This window comes from Streptomyces caelestis (assembly GCF_001279005.1).
Taxonomy (GTDB): Bacteria; Actinomycetota; Actinomycetes; order Streptomycetales; family Streptomycetaceae; genus Streptomyces; species Streptomyces heliomycini.
The window spans coordinates 49,499-69,021 of record NZ_LGCN01000204.1 but is presented as its reverse complement, the minus strand read 5'-3'; the positions used below and the strand labels follow the sequence as shown (position 1 = coordinate 69,021).

Genomic DNA, 19,523 nt, shown 5'->3' with positions numbered 1-19,523 from the left:
GCTCCCCTCCGCCCCCCTCCTCCGCTCCGTCGCCGAACTCGCCGCCGAACTCGGCGCCCGGCACACCTTCGAGTTCCTGCTCGGCCGACACCTCGACGCCCACCCGCGCCAGTACACGCCCACCCCCGCCGACCTCGCCGGTCTCATGGCCGACCTGGCCGGTACCGCCCGCACCGTCCTCGACCCGGCCTGCGGCACCGGCGCCCTGCTGCGCTCCGCCGGCCACGGCCCCGGCCGACGGCTGTACGGCCAGGACAGCGCCCCCGAACTCGCCGCCCTCACCGCGCTCCGCCTCGCCCTGCACACCCGCGCCCCCGTGCACGCCGCCGCCGGCGACACCCTGCGCGCCGACGCCCACCCCGAGCTGCGGGCCGACGCCGTCCTGTGCCACCCGCCGTTCAACGAGCGCGACTGGGGGCACGACGCACTCGCCTACGACCCGCGCTGGAAGTACGGCCTCCCGGCCCGCACCGAGTCCGAGCTGGCCTGGGTGCAGCACGCGCTCGCCCGGCTGCGGGACGGCGGCACCGCCGTACTGCTGATGCCGCCCGCCGCCGCGTCCCGCCGCTCCGGACGCCGGATCAGGGCCGACCTGCTGCGCCGGGGCGCGCTGCGCGCCGTCGTCGCGCTGCCGCACGGCGCGGCACCCCCGTACGGCGTCCCGCTGCACCTGTGGGTGCTGCGCCGGCCCGCACAGGCGCCGACGCAGCCGGAGGTGCTGCTCGCCGATGCCGGGCGGTTCGCCGGCGAGGGGCCCGGCGGGCCCGACTGGCCGGGGGTGCGGGAGACGGTCCTCGACGTCTGGCGCGCCTTCGACCGGGCCGGCCGGCTCGACGAACGGCCGGGACTGGCCCGCTCCGTGCCCGTCATCGAACTCCTCGACGACGACGTCGACCTCGCCCCGGCCCGCCGTCTGCCGCCCCCGGCCGCCGCGGACGGCGCCGGCCGGCTCACCGACGTACGCGGGCGGCTCGACGAGACGCTGCGCCTGGCCGCCGCCCTCACCCCGCCGCCGGCCGACCCCGCGCCGCCCGTCGCCGGGCGCCCGCCCCTCACCACCGTCGGTGAACTCGCGCGCGGGGGAGCCCTGGTGATGCGTACGGGCGGAAACGGCGGCCACGCGCGCGTGCCCGTCCTCACCGACCACGACGTCCTCTCCGGAACCGGCCCTTCCGGCACCCTCCCGGAGAGCGACGAGGAGGCGGTGCTCACCGAACCCGGCGACGTCGTCGTGCCCGTGCTCGGCGGGGGTGCCGTCGCGCGGGTGATCGACGACGCGACCGCCGGGGCCGCCCTGGGCCGCAACCTCGTCCTGCTGCGCCCCGAACCGGCGGTGCTCGACCCGTGGTTTCTCGCCGGGTTCCTGCGCGGCACCGCCAACCGGCGCCAGGCCGGCAGCTACGCGTCCACCGCCGCCCGGCTCGACGTCCGCCGGCTCCGGCTGCCCCGGCTCGCGCCGGCCGAACAGCGGCGCTACGGTGCCCGCTTCCGGGCCCTGGACGAGTTCGAGCGGGCGCTCGGACAGGCGGGTCGGCTCGGCGCGCAGCTCGTCCGCGGGATGTACGACGGCCTGGCCGACGGGACGATCGCCCCCGACTGAGCCCGCGGAACGCCCTCGGCGCACCTCCGGTACGCCCCGGTACGACAACGGTTCGGTACATCCCGGGACCGGTTGTCGCCGTCGGCCTATACGCTCGGACTCCGAGTTTCCTCCGGCTACACCTGTCCAGGAGCAGTCATGTACGGCCACGGCGCGCCGCCGTCCACCCCCAGCGCGGCAATGGTCATCACGCAGCGCGTGCTGTACGCCGCCGCCGGCGTGCTGTGCTGCGGACTGCTGGCCTGCGTGCCGCTGTTCCGGGTCGCGTTCCTGCGGGGACGGCTGCTCGACTGGGCGGTGGCCTGGGTGAGCATCCCGATGTCGATAGCCTGCCTGTCGGTGATCGGCGCGCTGCCGGAGTCGGACCGCCGGACCGACGTGGCCCTGGCCGCCGTCCTGCTCCTCGGCGCGGTCTCGGCCGCGTACTACCTGATCGTGGACATCCGCCTGCACCGGCGGCCGCACCCGTACGCGGGCCAGATGCCGCCGTCGCCCCACGCCGCGACGGTGCACGGCCCGGGCGGGCACACCCCCTACGGCTACCCGCAGCAGGGCTCGCCGTACGCGCCCACGCCGGTGCCGCACACCACGGCGCCCCCCACGCCGGTGCCGCACACCACGGCGCCCCCCACGCCGGTGCCGCACACCACGGCGCCCCCCACCCCCGTACCGCCGTCGCAGTCGCCGCAGCACCCCGGGCCGGCCCGGATCGACCAGGTGCGCGCCGAGCTGGACGAACTCAGCGACTACCTGCGCCGCCAGGACGGACAGCAGGGCAACCACGAGGGCGGAAGGTGAGCGTGACGACGGGACGTGTCGTCGCCGGCCGCTACGAACTGTCCACGCTCATCGGACAGGGCGGCATGGGGCAGGTCTGGACGGCCTACGACAAACGGCTGGACCGACGCGTGGCGGTGAAGCTGCTGCGCCCGGACAAGGTGGCCGGCCAGGAGGCCGACGAACTGCGCCGCCGCTTCGTGCGCGAGTGCCGGGTGACCGCACAGGTCGACCACCCCGGCCTGGTCACCGTGCACGACGCGGGCAGCGAGGGCGAGGAGCTGTTCCTCGTCATGCAGTACGTCGACGGCGCCGACCTCGGCGACCACCTCGCCGAACACGACCCGTACCCGTGGCAGTGGACGGTCGCGGTGGCCGCGCAGCTGTGCGCCGTGCTGAGCGCCGTGCACGCCGTGCCGATCGTCCACCGCGACCTCAAGCCGCGCAACGTGATGGTGAAGCAGGACGGCACGGTCACCGTGCTCGACCTCGGCGTCGCCTCCGTCATGGACAGCGACACCACGCGCCTGACGCACACCGGCTCGCCCATCGGATCGCCCGCCTACATGGCGCCCGAGCAGGCGATGGGCGGCGCGGTCGGCCCGTACACGGACCTCTACGCGCTTGGCGTGCTGATGCACGAACTGCTCAGCGGCGACGTGCCGTTCGCGGGCTCCACGGCGCTCGGGGTGCTGCACCGGCACCTGTACGAGCCGCCGCCGCCCGTGCGCCGGATCCGCCCGGAGGTCCCCGAGGCCCTGGAGGCCCTGGTGCTGCGGCTGCTCGCCAAGGACCCGCAGCACCGCCCGGACTCCGCGCAGGAGGTCTACGAGCACCTGGCGCAGCTGCTCCCCGCGCGGGGAACGCCCACCGGAACGCCCCTGGACCCCACCCGTCCCTTCCTGCGCCCGCACGCCCCCTGGCCGGACCGCGCCCGCACGCCCGCTCCCCAGCCGACCCCCGCCGCGCCGTCCGCGCCCGTGGCGGAGAAGGCCGATGTCGCCGCCGCCGTGGACGAGGTGAAGCGGCTGCTCGGCGAGGGCCGCATCACCCAGGCCGTCGACATCCTCGGCTCGATCCTGCCCGTCGCCGCCGAGCAGCACGGCGAGCACTCGCCGGTCGTGCGCACCCTGCGCAAGCAGTACGCGGCCACGCTCCTGGACGACGGCCAGTACCGGCGCGCCCTGCCCGAACTGCGCCGCCTCGCCGACGAACGCGCCGCCGAGGCCGGCCGGGCCGACCCGCAGTCCCTGCGCTACCGCTACGAGGCCGCCCAGTGCCTGGAGCAGCTCGGCGAACCCGCGGCGGCGCTCGCCGAGTACCGGGCGCTGCTGGCGTACTACGAGAACCAGTACGTGGCCGCCGGCGACCCGCAGCTCGCCCATGACGTCCGCCGCCGCATCGGCCACCTGCTGCTCGCCCTGGGCGACCGGGCCGCCGCGCACGACACGCTGGTCCGGCTGCTGCACGACGTGGAGCGCGTGCAGGGACCGGGGCACCCGCTGGCCGCCGACATCCGGCGGACGCTGCAGTGGCTGGGGCAGGTACGCGGATAGCGGGACGGCGGGAGCGAAGGCCGTTCGGGGGCCGTACGGGGGCCGTACGGCCGGACGGGGCGGAGGCCGGTGCCGGAAGTCGCCGCGAATCGTTGGTCGAATGGGTTGGCCGGAGCCCGGCCACTGCCTACCATCGATCACCGCAAGACTTTGTGCACCGCCGCACAAGCTCTCCTCAGGAGGTCTCCTTGCACCGCCGCCGTCGCACCGCGCTCCTCCTCACCGCCGCGATCGCCGCGGCGGCGCCCCTGCTCACCGCCTGCGGGAACGACGCGCACCCCGGTGCGGCGGCCGTCGTCGGCGGCGAGCGGATCACCGTGTCGCAGCTGGAGAACCGGGTCGACGAGGTCCGTGCGGCCCAGCGGGCGGCCGTACCGGACGACGCCCAGTACCAGCAGGCCATCGCCCGGACCGGCAGCCTCACCCGCGACACCCTGCACAGCATGGTCCTGGACCGGGTGCTGGAGCGCGCCGCGCGGGACGCCGGCGTGGCGGTCACGGACCGCGAGGTCCAGCGGATGCGGGCCGGTCTGGAGCAGCAGGCCGGCGGCGCCGAGGCGCTGGAGGCGGCCTGGCTGCAGCAGTACGGCATCCCGCCGCAGCGCCTCGACGCCAACCTCCGCCTCCAGGTCCAGGCCCAGAAGCTCGCTCAGGAGCTCGGCACCGACACCAGCCGGCCCGAGTTCTGGCAGGCGCTGTCCGAGGCGAGCAAGGAGCTCGACGTCGACCTCAACCCGCGCTACGGCGACTGGGACGTGGAGAAGAGCAGCCGGGTCGACGCCAGGACGCCGTGGGTGCGGGACGTCACGGCGGCCGGGGCACCGCAGACGCTCTGACCGGCCGTCCGCGGACGACCGGCCCGTGGACGATCCGGGGGCTGTCGGCGAGGTGGGCTAGTTTCGAAGCGTGAACGCACACAGCCCCGCACCGAGCCCCGAGGCCGACCCCGGCCGTGTCGTCCTGCTCACCACCAGCCACCGTGTCGCGCCCGGCCTGCTGTCCTGGCCGGCCTGGCAGGCCCTGCACGCGGCCGACAGGGTGCTGTGCGCGGACGGCGCCCACCCGCAGCTGCCGTATCTGCGGGAGGCCGGGACACCGGTCGAGGAGGTGGCGCCGACCGCCGAGGAGATCGTCGACGCCTGCGTGGGCGGGCGGACGGTGGTGGTCGTGGCGACGGGGGAGGGCGAGCCCGCGCTGACCGACGGGCTGGCGCGGCTGGCCGGGTCCGGCCGGGTCCGGATGCCCGAGCTGGAGCTGCTGCCCGCCTCCTACGACCTGCCGGGCGCCCGGCTGCTCGACCTCGTGCAGGTCATGGACCGCATCCGCGCGGAGTGCCCGTGGTCGTCCCGCCAGACCCACAAGGGTCTGGCGAAGTACGGCATCGAGGAGGCGTACGAGCTCGTCGAGGCCATCGAGGAGGGCGACCGGGACGAGCTGCGCGAGGAGCTGGGGGACGTGCTGCTCCAGGTCGTCTTCCACGCCCGGATCGCCGAGGAGCACCCTCAGGAGCCCTTCTCCGTCGACGACGTGGCGGGGGGCATCGTGGCCAAGCTGATCCACCGGCACCCGCACGTCTTCGGCGAGGAGACGGCGGACACGCCGGACGACGTCAAGGCGCACTGGCTGCGGACCAAGGCGGAGGAGAAGCGGCGCAGCTCGGTGACGGAGGGAGTGCCGCTGGGGCAGCCGGGTCTGGCGCTGTCGGCGAAGCTGGCGTCGCGGGCGCGGACCGCGGGGCTGGACGTGCCGGTGCCGGCGGGGGAGGGCGTCGGCTACGAGCTGCTGGGGCTGGCGGTGCGGGCGGAGGCCGCGGGGGTCGACCCGGAGGCGGCGCTGCGGGCGGCCGCGCGGGTGTACCGCGACGCGATTCGCGCCGCGGAGGGGCAGGGCGGGGACTGAGGCGCGAGTGCGGCGCGGGAAGGGCTCCGCCCTCCGCCGTCCGGCCCCCGGAGCTCCTCCGCGCCCACGCGGCGGAGCCGCATGTCGGCACGGTCCCGCGCCCCGCCAGGGCCTCCTCGCCCGTTAGGGTCGCCGCATGCATGACCAGCCCCTCACTCCCGAACTGTTCAGCTGGGAGTTCGCCGCCGATCCGTACCCCGCCTACGCCTGGCTCCGTGAGCACGCCCCCGTGCACAGGACCCGGCTGCCCAGTGGGGTGGAGGCATGGCTGGTCACGCGGTACGCCGACGCCAAGCAGACCCTCGCCGACAACCGGCTGTCCAAGAACCCCGCGCACCACGACGAGCCCGCGCACGCCAAGGGCAGGACCGGTATCCCCGGGGAGCGCCAGGCGGACCTGATGACGCATCTGCTGAACATCGACCCGCCGGACCACACCCGGCTGCGCCGGCTGGTCAGCAAGGCGTTCACCCCGCGCCGGATCGCCGAGTTCGCCCCCCGCGTGCAGGAGCTCGCCGACGGGCTCATCGACCGGTTCGCGGACAGCGGCTCCGCCGACCTCATCCACGAGTTCGCCTTCCCCCTCCCCATCCACGCCATCTGCGACCTGCTCGGCGTCCCGCGCGAGGACCAGGACGACTTCCGGGACTGGGCGGGCATGATGATCCGTCACGGCGGAGGGCCTCGCGGCGGGGTCGCCCGGTCCGTGAAGAAGATGCGCGGCTACCTCGCCGAGCTGATCCACCGCAAGCGCGAGGCGCTCCCCGCCGACCCCACCCCCGGCGAGGACCTCATCTCCGGCCTCATCCGCGCCTCCGACCACGGTGAGCACCTCACCGAGAACGAGGCCGCCGCCATGGCGTTCATCCTGCTGTTCGCCGGTTTCGAGACCACCGTCAACCTGATCGGCAACGGCACCTACGCCCTGCTCACCCACCCCGGACAACGCGACCGTCTGCAGCGGTCCCTCGCCGCCGGGGAGCGCGGGCTGCTGGAGACCGGTGTCGAGGAGCTCCTGCGGTACGACGGTCCCGTGGAGCTCGCCACCTGGCGGTTCGCCACCGAGCCGGTCACCATCGGCGGGCAGCGCATCGCGGCCGGCGACCCCGTCCTCGTCGTGCTCGCCGCCGCGGACCGGGACCCGGAGCGGTTCGCCGACCCGGACGTGCTCGACCTCGGCCGGCGCGACAACCAGCACCTGGGGTACGGCCACGGCATCCACTACTGCCTGGGCGCCCCGCTGGCCCGCCTGGAGGGCCAGACCGCGCTCGCCACCCTGCTGACGCGCCTGCCGGACCTGCGGCTCGCGGTGGAACCGGCCGAACTCCGCTGGCGGGGCGGGCTCATCATGCGCGGACTGCGCACGCTCCCGGTGGAGTTCACTCCGCCGCGCGGCGGTCCGCGGACGTGACGGACCGGACCGCCGTCCGCCGTGCCCCCGAGGGGACCGGCGCAAACATGACACGCCTTCAACTCTGTGATCTTCACGTGATCTGCGCGGCATGAACTTGTGACAAGTGATCGTCTGCCGATACGTTCACCCATCAAGTGCGGTGCCCAGAGCTTCACTCACCGCGCCTGTCATTGCTGTTCTGCGAAAGGTCTCCGCATGCTCTCCGGGAACGGTCGGCACCGTCGCCCCCGCCAGGCTCCGGCTCTCCTCGTCGCGGCCGGAGTGACCGGCTCCGCCATCGCGATCCCGCTCCTCGGGGCCGGCAGCGCCAGCGCGGCCGACGGCGCGACCTGGGACCGGGTCGCCGAATGCGAAAGCGGTGGCTCCTGGAGCCAGAACACCGGCAACGGCTACTACGGCGGCCTGCAGTTGACCCAGGACGACTGGGAGCGGTACGGCGGCCTGGACTACGCGACCAGCCCCGACCAGGCCAGCCGCGGCCAGCAGATAGCCGTGGCCGAGAGAATCCTCGCCGACCAGGGGGTCGGCGCGTGGCGCACCTGCGGACTGACGGCGGGCCTCCAGCAGGGCTCGGCGGCGGCCGACATCGACACGGGTGTGGCGGAGGACTCGGCCTCGGACGCGTCCGGCTCCTCCGGTTCCACGAAATCGTCCGGATCGTCGGACTCCGGTGATTCGTCCGCTTCGTCCTCCCCGTCGGCCGCGCCCGGCGCCGGGAAGTCGGGGAACGGCGAGGGTGCGGCCGGCGAATCGGCCGAGTCCGACGGGGCGGACGGCCCGGAGAAGGATTCGGACAGCGGCTCCGGCGACGGATCCGGCGCCTCCCCCTCCGCCTCGGCCACCCCCAAGAGTGACGAGTCGGACAAGTCCGGGCAGACCACCGGCTCTTCCGAACTCGCCGACACCGAGGGCGCGGGCGGCGGTCGCCATCGCGGCGTCAGCGCCGAGGAGGCCGGGGCGGAGGACCGTGTCTCGGACTCGTCCGGCCGGCACGCCTCGCGTGACGCCGACGCCTCGCGCGCCGCCGCCGACGGCCCGTACACCGTGCGCACCGGCGACAGCCTCTCGTCCATCGCCGACTCCCTTGAACTCGACGGCGGATGGCGGTCGCTCTACGCGAAGAACGAGCAGGTCGTCGGCGCCGACCCGGACCTCATCCTGCCGGGCCAGGAGCTCGAGGTCGGGATCGAACCGGGCGAAAAGTGACGCCCGAAAGGGTGGGGTTCCGGCGACAGTTGGCGTCATGATTCGCGGCTAATGCCCGATTTAAAGGCTGTGAGAGATAGGTCTCAGAAGCCCTGATCGTCTTTGAAATTCCGCGGATCGCGTGTCTACGGTCGTGATCGCTCGCCACCGCGGGCCCCGGCTGCCGCCACGCCGAATCCTGCCAGTGGCAGCACGGGAACAGTCGTCGCGTCATGCGCCGTAGGCAGGAGCGGGGGACCCAAGGTAAGCGCCCCTTCCGGTGATTGACACCGGATCGGGCTTGGGGTGAAGCCGCGTCCCGTGAGGGACGCGGCCGGGCAACTCAACCGGCCCGAACCCGACAGCTCACCTCGCAGGCGTCGGTGAGGGGATCCAACCATGCTGTTTTCCGGCAAGGGCAAGCACCGTCGCCCGTTCAAGGCCACCCGCGCGATCGCCGTCGCCGGTGTCGCCTCCGCCGCCGTCGCCGCCCCGCTGATGGCGGCCGGCAGCGCCTCCGCCGCCACCGCCTCCGAGTGGGACACCGTCGCCCAGTGCGAGTCCGGCGGCAACTGGTCCATCAACACCGGCAACGGTTACTACGGCGGCCTGCAGTTCTCCGCCTCCACCTGGGCCGCGTACGGCGGCACGCAGTACGCCTCCACCGCCGACCGGGCCAGCAAGGCGCAGCAGATCGAGATCGCCGAGAAGGTCCTCGCGGGCCAGGGCAAGGGCGCCTGGCCGGTCTGCGGCACGGGCCTGTCCGGCGCCGCCTACACCGGCTCCTCCTCGAACGACACCTCGAACGGCTCCTCGGCCGGCTCCTCGCAGGGCTCCGGTTCCACCGGGACCCGTGAGAGCGGGCAGAAGGCCTCCCGCTCCGCCGAGCGCCCGGCCGTCGAGCAGAAGACCGAACAGAAGACCGAGCAGAAGGTCCAGAAGGAGACCGAGGGGAAGACCGTCACCACCCCGACCGGCAAGAAGGTCGAGAAGGGCGACGGCGAGTACAAGGTCGTCAAGGGCGACACCCTCAGCTCCATCGCCGCCGAGCAGGACGTCAAGGGCGGCTGGGCCCAGCTGTTCGAGCTGAACGACGACATCGTCGACGACGCCGACCTCATCTACCCGGGCCAGCAGCTGCACCTGAAGTAAGCGGCCGTCCCCCCTGCCCCCCGCCCCGGCGCGTTGTCCCCCGCACGCGCCGGGGCGGGGTTTTTCGCGGCCGGGTTTCCGGAAACGTCTTTGTTCCGTTCGGAAACAATTTACTCTCGGTTCTGTCCACGGGGCGGGCGGCCGGATGGCCGATCGCCCGGAGCCGGTTAGGCTCGGTCTCGCAAGACCCTCCGGGGTCCTGCCCACCCGCGTCACATCCAAGAAGGAGATGCTCGTGCCGTCCATCGACGTCGTCGTAGCCCGGGAAATCCTGGACTCCCGAGGCAACCCCACGGTCGAGGTCGAGGTCGGCCTCGACGACGGCAGCACGGGTCGTGCCGCCGTCCCGTCCGGCGCCTCCACCGGCGCCTTCGAGGCCATCGAACTCCGTGACGGCGATGCCGGCCGTTACCTGGGCAAGGGCGTCGAGAAGGCCGTCCTGGCCGTCATCGAGCAGATCGGCCCGGAGCTCGTCGGTTACGACGCCACCGAGCAGCGCCTGATCGACCAGGCGATGTTCGACCTGGACGCCACCGACAACAAGGGCTCCCTCGGCGCCAACGCCATCCTCGGCGTCTCGCTCGCCGTCGCCCACGCCGCCTCCGAGGCCAGCGACCTCCCGCTCTTCCGCTACCTGGGCGGCCCCAACGCGCACCTGCTGCCGGTGCCGATGATGAACATCCTGAACGGCGGCTCGCACGCCGACTCCAACGTGGACATCCAGGAGTTCATGATCGCCCCGATCGGCGCGGAGTCCTTCTCCGAGGCCCTGCGCTGGGGCGCCGAGGTCTACCACACCCTGAAGAAGGTCCTGAAGAGCAAGGGCCTGGCCACCGGCCTCGGCGACGAGGGCGGCTTCGCCCCGAACCTCGGTTCCAACCGCGAGGCCCTCGACCTCATCCTCGAGGCCATCAAGGAGGCCGGCTACACCCCGGGCGAGCAGATCGCCCTGGCGCTCGACGTCGCCGCCTCCGAGTTCTACAAGGACGGCGTCTACGCCTTCGAGGGCAAGGAGCGCTCCGCCGCCGAGATGACCGAGTACTACGCCGAGCTCGTCGACGCGTACCCGCTCGTCTCCATCGAGGACCCGCTGTTCGAGGACGACTGGGACGGCTGGAAGACCATCACCGCCAAGCTCGGTGACAAGGTCCAGCTCGTCGGCGACGACCTGTTCGTCACCAACCCCGAGCGTCTGGCCCGCGGCATCGAGGAGAACTCGGCCAACGCCCTGCTGGTCAAGGTCAACCAGATCGGCTCGCTGACCGAGACCCTGGACGCCGTCGAGCTGGCCCAGCGCAACGGCTTCAAGTGCATGATGTCCCACCGCTCCGGCGAGACCGAGGACGTCACCATCGCCGACCTGGCCGTCGCCACCAACTGCGGTCAGATCAAGACCGGCGCCCCGGCCCGCTCCGAGCGCGTCGCCAAGTACAACCAGCTGCTGCGCATCGAGGAGATCCTCGACGACGCCGCGGTGTACGCCGGCCGCTCGGCCTTCCCCCGGTTCCGCTCCGCGAACCAGTAAGCAGGGCAAGGGCTGACCCGGCCCCGCGAGAGGCGGCGTCGTACGTACGTCCCCGTACCCGGTCCCGTACCGTGTGCGGGGACGTACGCACGTATGAAGGCGAACCGGAGGCGGAACATGGCGGTCAAGGACCGGGACCGTTTCTCCACCGCGACCAGGATCCGGCTGATCGGCGAGCAGACCGCGGCCCGGGTCTACCGCTCGCAGACCAAGCGCCAGGCCCGCCGCTCCCGGCTGACCGGACGGGCGGCGCTGCTCGCCCTGGTGGTCTGCTCCCTGATCGTCGCCCTCGCCTACCCCATGCGGCAGTACGTCTCCCAGCGCGCGGACATCGCCGACCTCCAGCAGGAGCAGGACGAGACCCGCCGGCGGGTCGAACGGCTGCGCGACCTGAAGGCCCGCTGGCAGGACGACGCCTACGCCGAGCAGGAGATCCGCCGGCGGCTGCACTACGTCATGCCCGGCGAGACCGGTTACATCGTCATCGACCCGGGTGCGGCGAAGCAGTCCCGCACGGATCTCGACGCCGCCGACCGACCCTGGTACGCGAACGTCTGGGACGGCGTCGACAAGGCCGACGCCGCCGACCAGTGACCCCTTGCAGAAAGCCGTAAGAAAGACAGCTATGGAAACGCCCCCGCCCACGACCCCGCGCACCGAGCCCACCGACGCGGACGTCGAGGCCTTCAAGCAGCAGCTCGGGCGGCCCCCGCGCGGGCTGCGCGCCATCGCGCACCGCTGCCCCTGCGGGCAGCCGGACGTCGTGGAGACCGCGCCGAGGCTGCCCGACGGCACTCCCTTCCCGACGCTGTACTACCTCACCTGCCCGAAGGCGAACTCCGCGATCGGGACGCTGGAGGCAGACGGCGTGATGAAGGAGATGACGCAGCGGCTGGCCGCCGACCCCGAGCTGGCGGCCGCGTACCGCGCGGCGCACGAGGACTACATCCGGCGCCGCGACGAGATCGAGGAGCTCAGGAACTTCCCCAGCGCGGGCGGCATGCCGGACCGCGTGAAGTGCCTGCACGTGCTGGTCGCCCACTCGCTGGCCGCGGGCCCCGGGGTCAACCCGCTGGGCGACGAGGCGCTGGCGATGCTGCCCCAGTGGTGGCGCAAGGGCGCCTGCGTGACGCTCCCCGTGAAGGAGGACGGCCAGTGACCCGGGTCGCCGCCATCGACTGCGGTACGAACTCCATCCGGCTCCTGGTGGCCGACGCGGATCCACGGACCGGTGAACTCACCGAACTGGACCGGCGGATGACGATCGTGCGGCTCGGCCAGGGCGTCGACCGCACGGGCCGGCTGGCGCCCGAGGCGCTGGAGCGGACGTTCGCCGCCTGCCGCGCGTACGCGGAGGTCGTCAAGGAGCACGGCGCGGAGCGCCTGCGCTTCGTCGCCACCTCCGCCTCCCGCGACGCCGAGAACCGCGACGACTTCGTGCGCGGGGTGCTGGACATCCTGGGCGTGGAGCCCGAGGTCATCACCGGCGGCCAGGAGGCCGAGTTCTCCTTCACCGGGGCCACCAAGGAGCTGACGGGCCGGACCGACCTGCACCGCCCGTTCCTGGTCGTGGACATCGGCGGCGGCTCGACCGAGTTCGTCGTGGGCGACGACCACGTCCGCGCCGCCCGCTCCGTGGACGTCGGCTGCGTACGGATGACCGAGCGGCACCTGGTGCGGGACGGGGTCGTCACGGACCCGCCGACCGAGGACCGGATCGCGGCGATGCGCGCCGACATCGAGGCCGCCCTCGACCACGCCGAGGAGACGGTCCCGCTGCGCGAGGCGCACACCCTGGTCGGCCTGGCCGGCTCGGTCACCACCGTGTCGGCGATCGCCCAGGACCTCCCCGCGTACGACTCCGGGGCCATCCACCACTCCCGCGTCTCCCGCGACCGCGTCCGCGAGATCACCGAATGGCTGCTGCGCTCCACCCACGCCGAGCGCGCGGCGGTGCCCTCCCTGCATCCGGGCCGGGTCGACGTGATCGGCGCCGGGGCCCTGGTGCTGCTGTCGATCATGGAGCGGACCGGGGCGGAGGAAGTCGTGGTGTCGGAGCACGACATCCTCGACGGCATCGCCTGGTCCGTGGCCTAGCCCTCCTTCACTACCGGCCGGTAGCACTCCGCTGAGCAGCCGGTATAGCGTTTGAGCGGCGTCCGGGGGGCCTTTCGGGCCCCTCGGCGGGGCTCCGCCGGGAAAGTTCGTGAAGTTCTTCACAAGGAATTGGCCCCGGAGGAACGAAGAACCGAACCCGGTTGACCCATTCGGGCCCTCAACGCCCCTTTGAACACGTTCAGAAGGGGTCGGAGGTCGCCGTACCGGAGGTCGCCGCGAGGGCTCCGCGATCGGCCTCACAGCGCCTGCCGAGGGACAGAGAGGCAGCTCACGCGGCATTGACAACGTCCCGCGCGGGATGCCGGTTCCCGTTTCGCGCTGTGATCTGGATCAAGAAGCGGGGGATGGTAACACAGGCCCTGTCAAAGCTTGTGAAGGGGCGCACGAGATACCCCCCTGAGGCGGGTGGATACTCGATGGCATGAGCACCACGGAGCGTCCCAGGATCCTCGTAGTAGGCGGTGGGTACGTAGGCCTGTACGCAGCTCGGCGCATCCAGAAGAAGATGCGTTACGGCGAGGCGACCGTCACCGTCGTCGACCCGCGGTCGTACATGACCTACCAGCCCTTCCTTCCCGAAACCGCCGCCGGCAACATCTCCCCGCGACACGTCGTCGTCCCGCTGCGACGCGTGCTGCCCAAGGCGGAGGTCCTCACCGGCCGGGTCACCACCATCGACCAGGACCGCAAGGTCGCCACGATCGCCCCGCTGGTCGGCGAGGCGTACGAGCTGCCCTTCGACTACCTGGTGATCGCGCTCGGCGCGGTCTCCCGCACCTTCCCGATCCCCGGCCTCGCCGAACAGGGCATCGGCATGAAGGGCGTCGAGGAGGCCATCGGCCTGCGCAACCACGTCCTCGAGCAGCTCGACAAGGCCGACTCCACCACGGACGAGGAGATCCGGCGCAAGGCGCTCACCTTCGTCTTCATCGGCGGCGGCTTCGCCGGCGCGGAGACGATCGGCGAGGTCGAGGACATGGCCCGGGACGCGGCCAAGTACTACAAGACGGTGTCCCGCGAGGACATGCGCTTCATCCTGGTGGACGCCGCCGACAAGATCCTCCCCGAGGTGGGTCCCAAGCTCGGCGCGTACGGCAAGGAGCACCTCGAGGGCCGCGGCGTCGAGGTCTACCTCTCCACGTCGATGGACTCCTGCGTCGACGGCCACGTGGTGCTGAAGAACGGCCTCGAGGTCGACTCCAACACGATCGTGTGGACGGCGGGCGTCAAGCCGAACCCGGCGCTGTCCCGCTTCGGCCTGCCGCTGGGTCCGCGCGGTCACGTCGACACCGAGCCGACCCTCCAGGTCAAGGGCACCGACTACATCTGGGCCGCGGGCGACAACGCCCAGGTCCCGGACCTCGTGGGCCGCAAGGCCGGCAACGAGAACGCCTGGTGCCCGCCGAACGCCCAGCACGCGCTGCGCCAGGCCAAGGTCCTCGGCGACAACGTGGTCTCCGGCATGCGGGGCTTCCCGCAGAAGAAGTACAGCCACGCCAACAAGGGCGCGGTGGCGGGCCTCGGCCTGCACAAGGGCGTGGCGATGATCGTCGTCGGCAAGATGAAGATCAAGCTCAAGGGCCGTCTCGCCTGGTACATGCACCGTGCGTACCACGGCATGGCGATGCCGACCTTCAACCGCAAGATCCGCGTCTTCGCCGACTGGACCCTCGGCATGTTCCTCAAGCGCGAGGTCGTGTCCCTGGGCGCGATCGAGTCGCCGCGCGACGAGTTCTACGAGGCGGCGAAGCCGGCGCCGGCGCCGGCGGTTGCCCAGCAGGAGCCGAAGAAGACCGAGGCCAAGGCCTCCTGACCTCCGGTCACCCCCGAAGGGGCCGCCCGCCATCCGTGGTGCGGGCGGCCCCTTCGGCGTTCCCGGGGGGCCGCCGGGATGCGTCCGTCCGCCTGTCCGTCCGGCTCGGTGGATTGTCGGGCCGTCCCATGGGTCTGCCTCGGGTCCTGGTTCCCGTCCGCCTGTCCGTCCGGCTCGGTGGATTGGCAGGTCACCCCATGGGGCTTGCCCCCGGCCCCGGTCCCCGCCCGTCCTCCCGGCTCGGTGGGGGTGAGGAGCGCCTCCCCGGGGCTGCGTCCGGAGAGACCTCGCCGGAGCCCCGCCCGAGGGCCGGGGAGCGGCCCCGGCGGGGTGCGCTCCCAGCTCCCGAGTCGGGTGGTGGGTGGGCGCGGGCCGGGGGTCCAGGGGGGGGCGGAGCCCCGGGGACCGAGGGCGCCGAAGGGGCGCCTTTCCCGGCCCGCGGGCGGAGCCCACGAGGCGCCGCCGCGCGTGCGATTCAGTGTTTTGCCCAGAGATGACGCGTGCCGGGTACTGCCGACCCGTGCCCGGGTGTTCAAGTGGTGACGACATTCCGGGATTCCCCGTCACGGAGGTGTACACCATGCCAGACGCCGCCGCGCGGCTGAAAGGCCACGTCGAGAAGCTGATCGACGCCCCCCTCCCCGTCCGGATCCGCGCCTGGGACGGCTCCCAGGCCGGCCCCCCGGACGCCCCGACCCTGGTCGTACGCAACCGCCGAGCCCTGCGCCACCTGCTCCGCAAGCCGGGCGAACTCGGCCTCGCCCGCGCCTGGGTGGCCGGCGACCTGACCGTCGAGGGCGACCTCTACACCGCTCTCGACCGGCTCTCCGGCCTCATCTGGGAGCGCGGCGAGGACGCCCGCACCCTCGCCCGGGCCCTGCGCGACCCCGACTTCCGCTCCGCCGTCCGCGGACTGATCGCCCTCGCGGGCCCCCCGCTGCCGCCCGCCCCGCCCCGCGAGGAGGCCCGCCGTCCCCGCCGCGGCCTGCACACCAGGCACAGCGACCGGCGCGCCATCAGCCACCACTACGACGTCGGCAACGACTTCTACGAGATCGTCCTCGGCCCGTCCATGGTGTACTCCTGCGCCTACTGGCCCGCACCGCCCCCGCGGGGCACCCTCGAACAGGCCCAGCACGACAAACTCGACCTCGTCGCCCGCAAGCTCGCCCTGAAGCCCGGTCGGCGTCTGCTGGACGTCGGCTGCGGCTGGGGCTCCATGGCCGTCCACGCCGCCCGCGACCACGGCGTGAGCGTCGTCGGCGTCACCCTCTCCCACGAACAGGCCGCCTACGCCCGCAAGCGCGTCGCCGACGAGGGCCTGACCGACCGCGTCGAGATCCGCGTACAGGACTACCGGGACGTCACGGACGGCCCGTACGACGCCATCTCCTCCATCGGCATGGCCGAACACGTCGGGTCCGAGCGCTACCTGGAGTACGCCACCGCCCTGCACCGGCTCCTCAAGCCGGGCGGACGGCTGCTGAACCACCAGATCGCACGCCGTCCGCAGCGGGACGAGGCGTCGTACCGGGTGGACCCCTTCATCGACGCCTACGTCTTCCCCGACGGCGAACTCGCCCCGCTGGGCACCACGGTGTCCCTGCTGGAACGCTCCGGTTTCGAGGTGCGGGACGTCGAGTCGATCCGCGAGCACTACGCGCTCACCCTGCGCCGCTGGGTGGCGAACCTGGAGGCCGGCTGGGCCCGCGCGGTGGAGCTCGCCGGCCCGGGACGGACCCGTGTCTGGCTGCTGTACATGGCCGCGTCCGCCCTCGCCTTCGAACACCACCGCATCGGCGTCAACCAGGTCCTCGCCGTCAGGACCCCCGAGTCCGGCGCCTCCGGCCTCCCCCTGCGCACCCGCACCTGGAACTGACCCGCACACGACGACGGGTCCCGCTCCACCCGGAACGGGACCCGTCGTCGTGCGCCGTGCGCTACTCGGCCTTGATCGCCTGCAGCATGTTCAGCCGGGCCGCCCGCCGGGCCGGCCACAGCGCCGCCAGCACCCCCACCACCGCGGCCAGCAGCAGGAAGAGCCCCATCCGGCCCCACGGCAGGACCAGTTCGTACGTCGCCATGCGCGACCCCACCAGCTCACCGGCCGCCCAGCCGAAGAACACGCCCAGACCCAGGCCCAGCACCGCGCCGAACAGCGAGATCACCAGGGACTCCAGCCGGACCATCCGCTTGACGCCCTTGCGGTCCAGGCCGATCGCCCGCAGCATGCCGATCTCCTGGGACCGCTCGAACACCGACATCGCCAGGGTGTTGACGACGCCGAGGACCGCCACGATCACCGCCATCGCCAGCAGGCCGTAGACCATGTTCAGGATCAGGGTGAACATCTTCGCGATCTCGTTGGAGAGGTCCTGCTTGTCCTGGACCGTGATCACCGGGTTGGCGCCGAGGGCCTTCTCCAGCGCCTCCTTCGTCGCGTCGGACGTACCGTCGGCGGTCTTCACCATGACCATCATGTCGGCCGGTTCCGACGCGTGCGGGTCGAGGACCGCGGTGTCGACCAGGATGCCGCGCACCAGCTCGTTGGCCCGGTAGACACCGGAGACCGTGAGCTTCCGCTTCGCGCCGTCCTCGCGGACGAGGGTGAAGACCGAACCGGCCTTCCAGCCGTACGACTTCGCGGTGTCCTCGTCCACGACGGCCCGCGTGCCGTCGACCTCGAAGGCGCCCTGCGCCATCGGGAAGTCGGTCAGCTCGCCGATCGTGGCGCCGTTCACGCCGGTCAGGTACTCGTCCTGGCCGTCGACGCCTGCGTACGCGTTGCGCATCGGGCTGGTGGCGGTGACGCCGTCGGCCCGCTTCAGCTCCTTCTCGACGTCCGACGACAGCGGGCGCCCGTTCACCATGGACACCATGTAGTCCGCCTCGATCGCGGAGGCCGCCATCTTGTCGATGGACTTCTGCAGGCTTCCGGCCATCACCGTCATACCGGTGATCAGGGTGAGACCGATCATCAGCGCGGACGCGGTGGCGGCGGTACGGCGCGGGTTGCGCACCGCGTTCTGCCGGGCCAGCTTGCCGGAGACCCCGAAGACGCGCAGCACCGGGGCCACGGCGGCGATCAGCGGGCGGGACAGCAGCGGGGTCAGGACGAAGACGCCGATGATCAGCAGGACGGCGCCGAGACCCATGGGGGCCTGGCCGTCGGCGCCCTCCATCGTGGTGGCCGCGAGGACCACCGCGACACCGGCCGCCGAGAACAGCGCGCCCAGCGTGTTGCGCAGCACCAGCGACTTGGTGGTCGCCGTGGCGTGCAGCGCGCTCATCGCCGCCACCGGCGGGATCTTCGCGGCCCGGCGGCCGGGCAGCCACGCGGCGAGCATGGTCACCAGGATGCCGACCACGAACGCGGAGCCGACCGTGCCCGGGCTGATGACCAGGGGACCGTCGGGCATCGGCGCGTCCATCGTCCCCATCAGGGAGCGCAGCCCCGCGCCGATGCCGACACCGGCGACGAGTCCGGCGACGGCGGCGACCGTGCCGACCACGAACGCCTCGATCAGCACCGACCGCGTGACCTGGCGCCGGGAGGCGCCGACCGCGCGCATCAGGGCCAGCTCCTTGGTGCGCTGGGCGACCAGCATGGTGAAGGTGTTGGCGATGATGAACGTACCGACGAACAGCGAGATCCCGGCGAACACCAGCAGACCCTGCTTCAGGCCGCTCATCGAGGAGGCGATCGCCTTCGCCTGGTCGTCGGCGAGCCGCGTACCCGTCGTGGTCTCCACGGCGTCGGACGGCAGGGCCTTCTCCAGCTGGGCCCGCAGCGCGGTGTCGCTGACGCCGTCCTTCGCCTCGACGGCGATCTCGTCGAAGGTGCCCGCCTTGCCGAACAGCTTCTGCGCGCTCGCCGTGTCGAACAGCGTGAGGCTGCCGCCGGCCGCGACGTTGCCGTCGTCGGTGGTGAAGACGCCGGTGACCACCGGCTCCAGGACGGGACCGTCGACCGACATCCGCACCGTGTCGCCGACCTCGTAGCCGGCCCGTTCCGCGGTCCTGGAGTCGATGAGGATCTCGCCCTCGCCCTTCGGTGCGCGCCCGCTGACCAGCGGGTACCGGGGATCCTCGGCGCCCCAGTAGTTGCCGCCCTGCGACTGGAAGCCGTCGCCGATCAGCTTGCCGTCCTTGTCGGCGAGCGCGGTGAAGCCCTGGACGGTGCCGATGGCCCGCGCGGCGCCGGGCACGGCGGCACTGGCGTCGACCAGTTCGCGGGTCAGCTCGTGGTACGCGCCGGTCTTGCCGCCCTCGCCCTCCTTCCATCGGGGGGTGACTGCGACGTCGACGTGGTCGAAGCCCTTGGCGGACTGCTTCTGCAGGGCGTCGGAGAGGCTGTTGGTGAAGACCAGGGTCCCCGACACGAACGCTACGCCGAGCATGACGGCGAGCACGGTCATCAGGAGCCTGGCCTTGTGCGCGGACACGTTGCGCAAGGCGGTACGGAACATGGAAGTCTTCTCGGT

The 19,523-nt window shown here is 72.6% G+C and carries 15 protein-coding genes and 1 riboswitch; of the genes, 14 read left to right on the top strand and 1 reads right to left on the bottom strand.

Translation table 11 applies throughout. The features are described from left to right. From ADK41_RS22130 to ADK41_RS22065, 14 genes are all read left to right on the top strand, one after another. A partial coding sequence (locus ADK41_RS22130; protein ID WP_053670292.1) for an N-6 DNA methylase occupies nucleotides 1-1,600 on the top strand: 1,600 nt, incomplete at its 5' end. A gap of 138 nt (nucleotides 1,601-1,738) precedes the next feature. Then, complete coding sequence (locus ADK41_RS22125; RefSeq protein ID WP_030821719.1) at nucleotides 1,739-2,398, top strand: hypothetical protein; 660 nt, start codon at nucleotides 1,739-1,741, stop codon at nucleotides 2,396-2,398. Between the two features lie 38 nt (nucleotides 2,399-2,436). Further along, nucleotides 2,437-3,933, top strand: coding sequence for a serine/threonine-protein kinase (locus ADK41_RS22120; protein WP_267883140.1), 1,497 nt, complete (start codon nucleotides 2,437-2,439; stop codon nucleotides 3,931-3,933). A gap of 188 nt (nucleotides 3,934-4,121) precedes the next feature. Then, on the top strand, nucleotides 4,122-4,769 hold the full coding sequence (locus ADK41_RS22115) for a SurA N-terminal domain-containing protein (RefSeq protein ID WP_030821715.1): 648 nt from the start codon (nucleotides 4,122-4,124) through the stop codon (nucleotides 4,767-4,769). Nucleotides 4,770-4,839: 70 nt separating this feature from the next. Continuing rightward, complete coding sequence (locus ADK41_RS22110; RefSeq protein ID WP_030821713.1) at nucleotides 4,840-5,832, top strand: nucleoside triphosphate pyrophosphohydrolase; 993 nt, start codon at nucleotides 4,840-4,842, stop codon at nucleotides 5,830-5,832. Nucleotides 5,833-5,968: 136 nt separating this feature from the next. Further along, nucleotides 5,969-7,243 carry a cytochrome P450 family protein gene (locus tag ADK41_RS22105; protein WP_030821711.1) on the top strand — a complete coding sequence of 425 codons (1,275 nt, stop codon included), beginning with the start codon at nucleotides 5,969-5,971 and terminating at the stop codon, nucleotides 7,241-7,243. Between the two features lie 198 nt (nucleotides 7,244-7,441). Further along, nucleotides 7,442-8,452, top strand: a complete 1,011-nt coding sequence (locus ADK41_RS22100; RefSeq protein ID WP_030821709.1) for a transglycosylase family protein — start codon at nucleotides 7,442-7,444, stop codon at nucleotides 8,450-8,452. Nucleotides 8,453-8,657: 205 nt separating this feature from the next. Beyond that, a riboswitch (cyclic di-AMP (ydaO/yuaA leader) is annotated at nucleotides 8,658-8,826 on the top strand. Nucleotides 8,827-8,830: 4 nt separating this feature from the next. Then, the gene (locus tag ADK41_RS22095; protein ID WP_030821706.1) at nucleotides 8,831-9,583 is read left to right on the top strand and encodes a transglycosylase family protein; all 753 of its coding nucleotides are present in this window, start codon (nucleotides 8,831-8,833) and stop codon (nucleotides 9,581-9,583) included. A 235-nt stretch (nucleotides 9,584-9,818) separates the two neighbouring features. Further along, on the top strand, nucleotides 9,819-11,108 hold the full coding sequence (gene eno, locus ADK41_RS22090; protein ID WP_030821704.1) for a phosphopyruvate hydratase: 1,290 nt from the start codon (nucleotides 9,819-9,821) through the stop codon (nucleotides 11,106-11,108). A gap of 117 nt (nucleotides 11,109-11,225) precedes the next feature. Next, complete coding sequence (locus ADK41_RS22085; RefSeq protein WP_030821702.1) at nucleotides 11,226-11,702, top strand: FtsB family cell division protein; 477 nt, start codon at nucleotides 11,226-11,228, stop codon at nucleotides 11,700-11,702. A gap of 31 nt (nucleotides 11,703-11,733) precedes the next feature. Beyond that, complete coding sequence (locus tag ADK41_RS22080; RefSeq protein ID WP_030821701.1) at nucleotides 11,734-12,267, top strand: DUF501 domain-containing protein; 534 nt, start codon at nucleotides 11,734-11,736, stop codon at nucleotides 12,265-12,267. Continuing rightward, a complete protein-coding gene (locus tag ADK41_RS22075; protein WP_030821699.1) occupies nucleotides 12,264-13,205 on the top strand; it encodes a Ppx/GppA phosphatase family protein in 942 nt (313 codons plus the stop codon). The genes ADK41_RS22080 and ADK41_RS22075 overlap by 4 nt, the downstream gene beginning before the upstream one ends. A gap of 442 nt (nucleotides 13,206-13,647) precedes the next feature. Next, nucleotides 13,648-15,039 (top strand): NAD(P)/FAD-dependent oxidoreductase, encoded by a 1,392-nt coding sequence (locus tag ADK41_RS22070; protein ID WP_051843022.1) that lies wholly within the window; start codon nucleotides 13,648-13,650, stop codon nucleotides 15,037-15,039. A 580-nt stretch (nucleotides 15,040-15,619) separates the two neighbouring features. After that, entirely contained in the window at nucleotides 15,620-16,918 is a 1,299-nt protein-coding gene (locus tag ADK41_RS22065; RefSeq protein WP_030821694.1) for an SAM-dependent methyltransferase, read from the top strand. 61 nt (nucleotides 16,919-16,979) lie between these two features. Here the strand turns inward: ADK41_RS22065 and ADK41_RS22060 are convergent, their stop codons facing one another. Beyond that, nucleotides 16,980-19,508, bottom strand: coding sequence for an ABC transporter permease (locus ADK41_RS22060; protein WP_030821692.1), 2,529 nt, complete (start codon nucleotides 19,506-19,508; stop codon nucleotides 16,980-16,982). Between the last annotated feature and the right edge of the window lie 15 nt (nucleotides 19,509-19,523).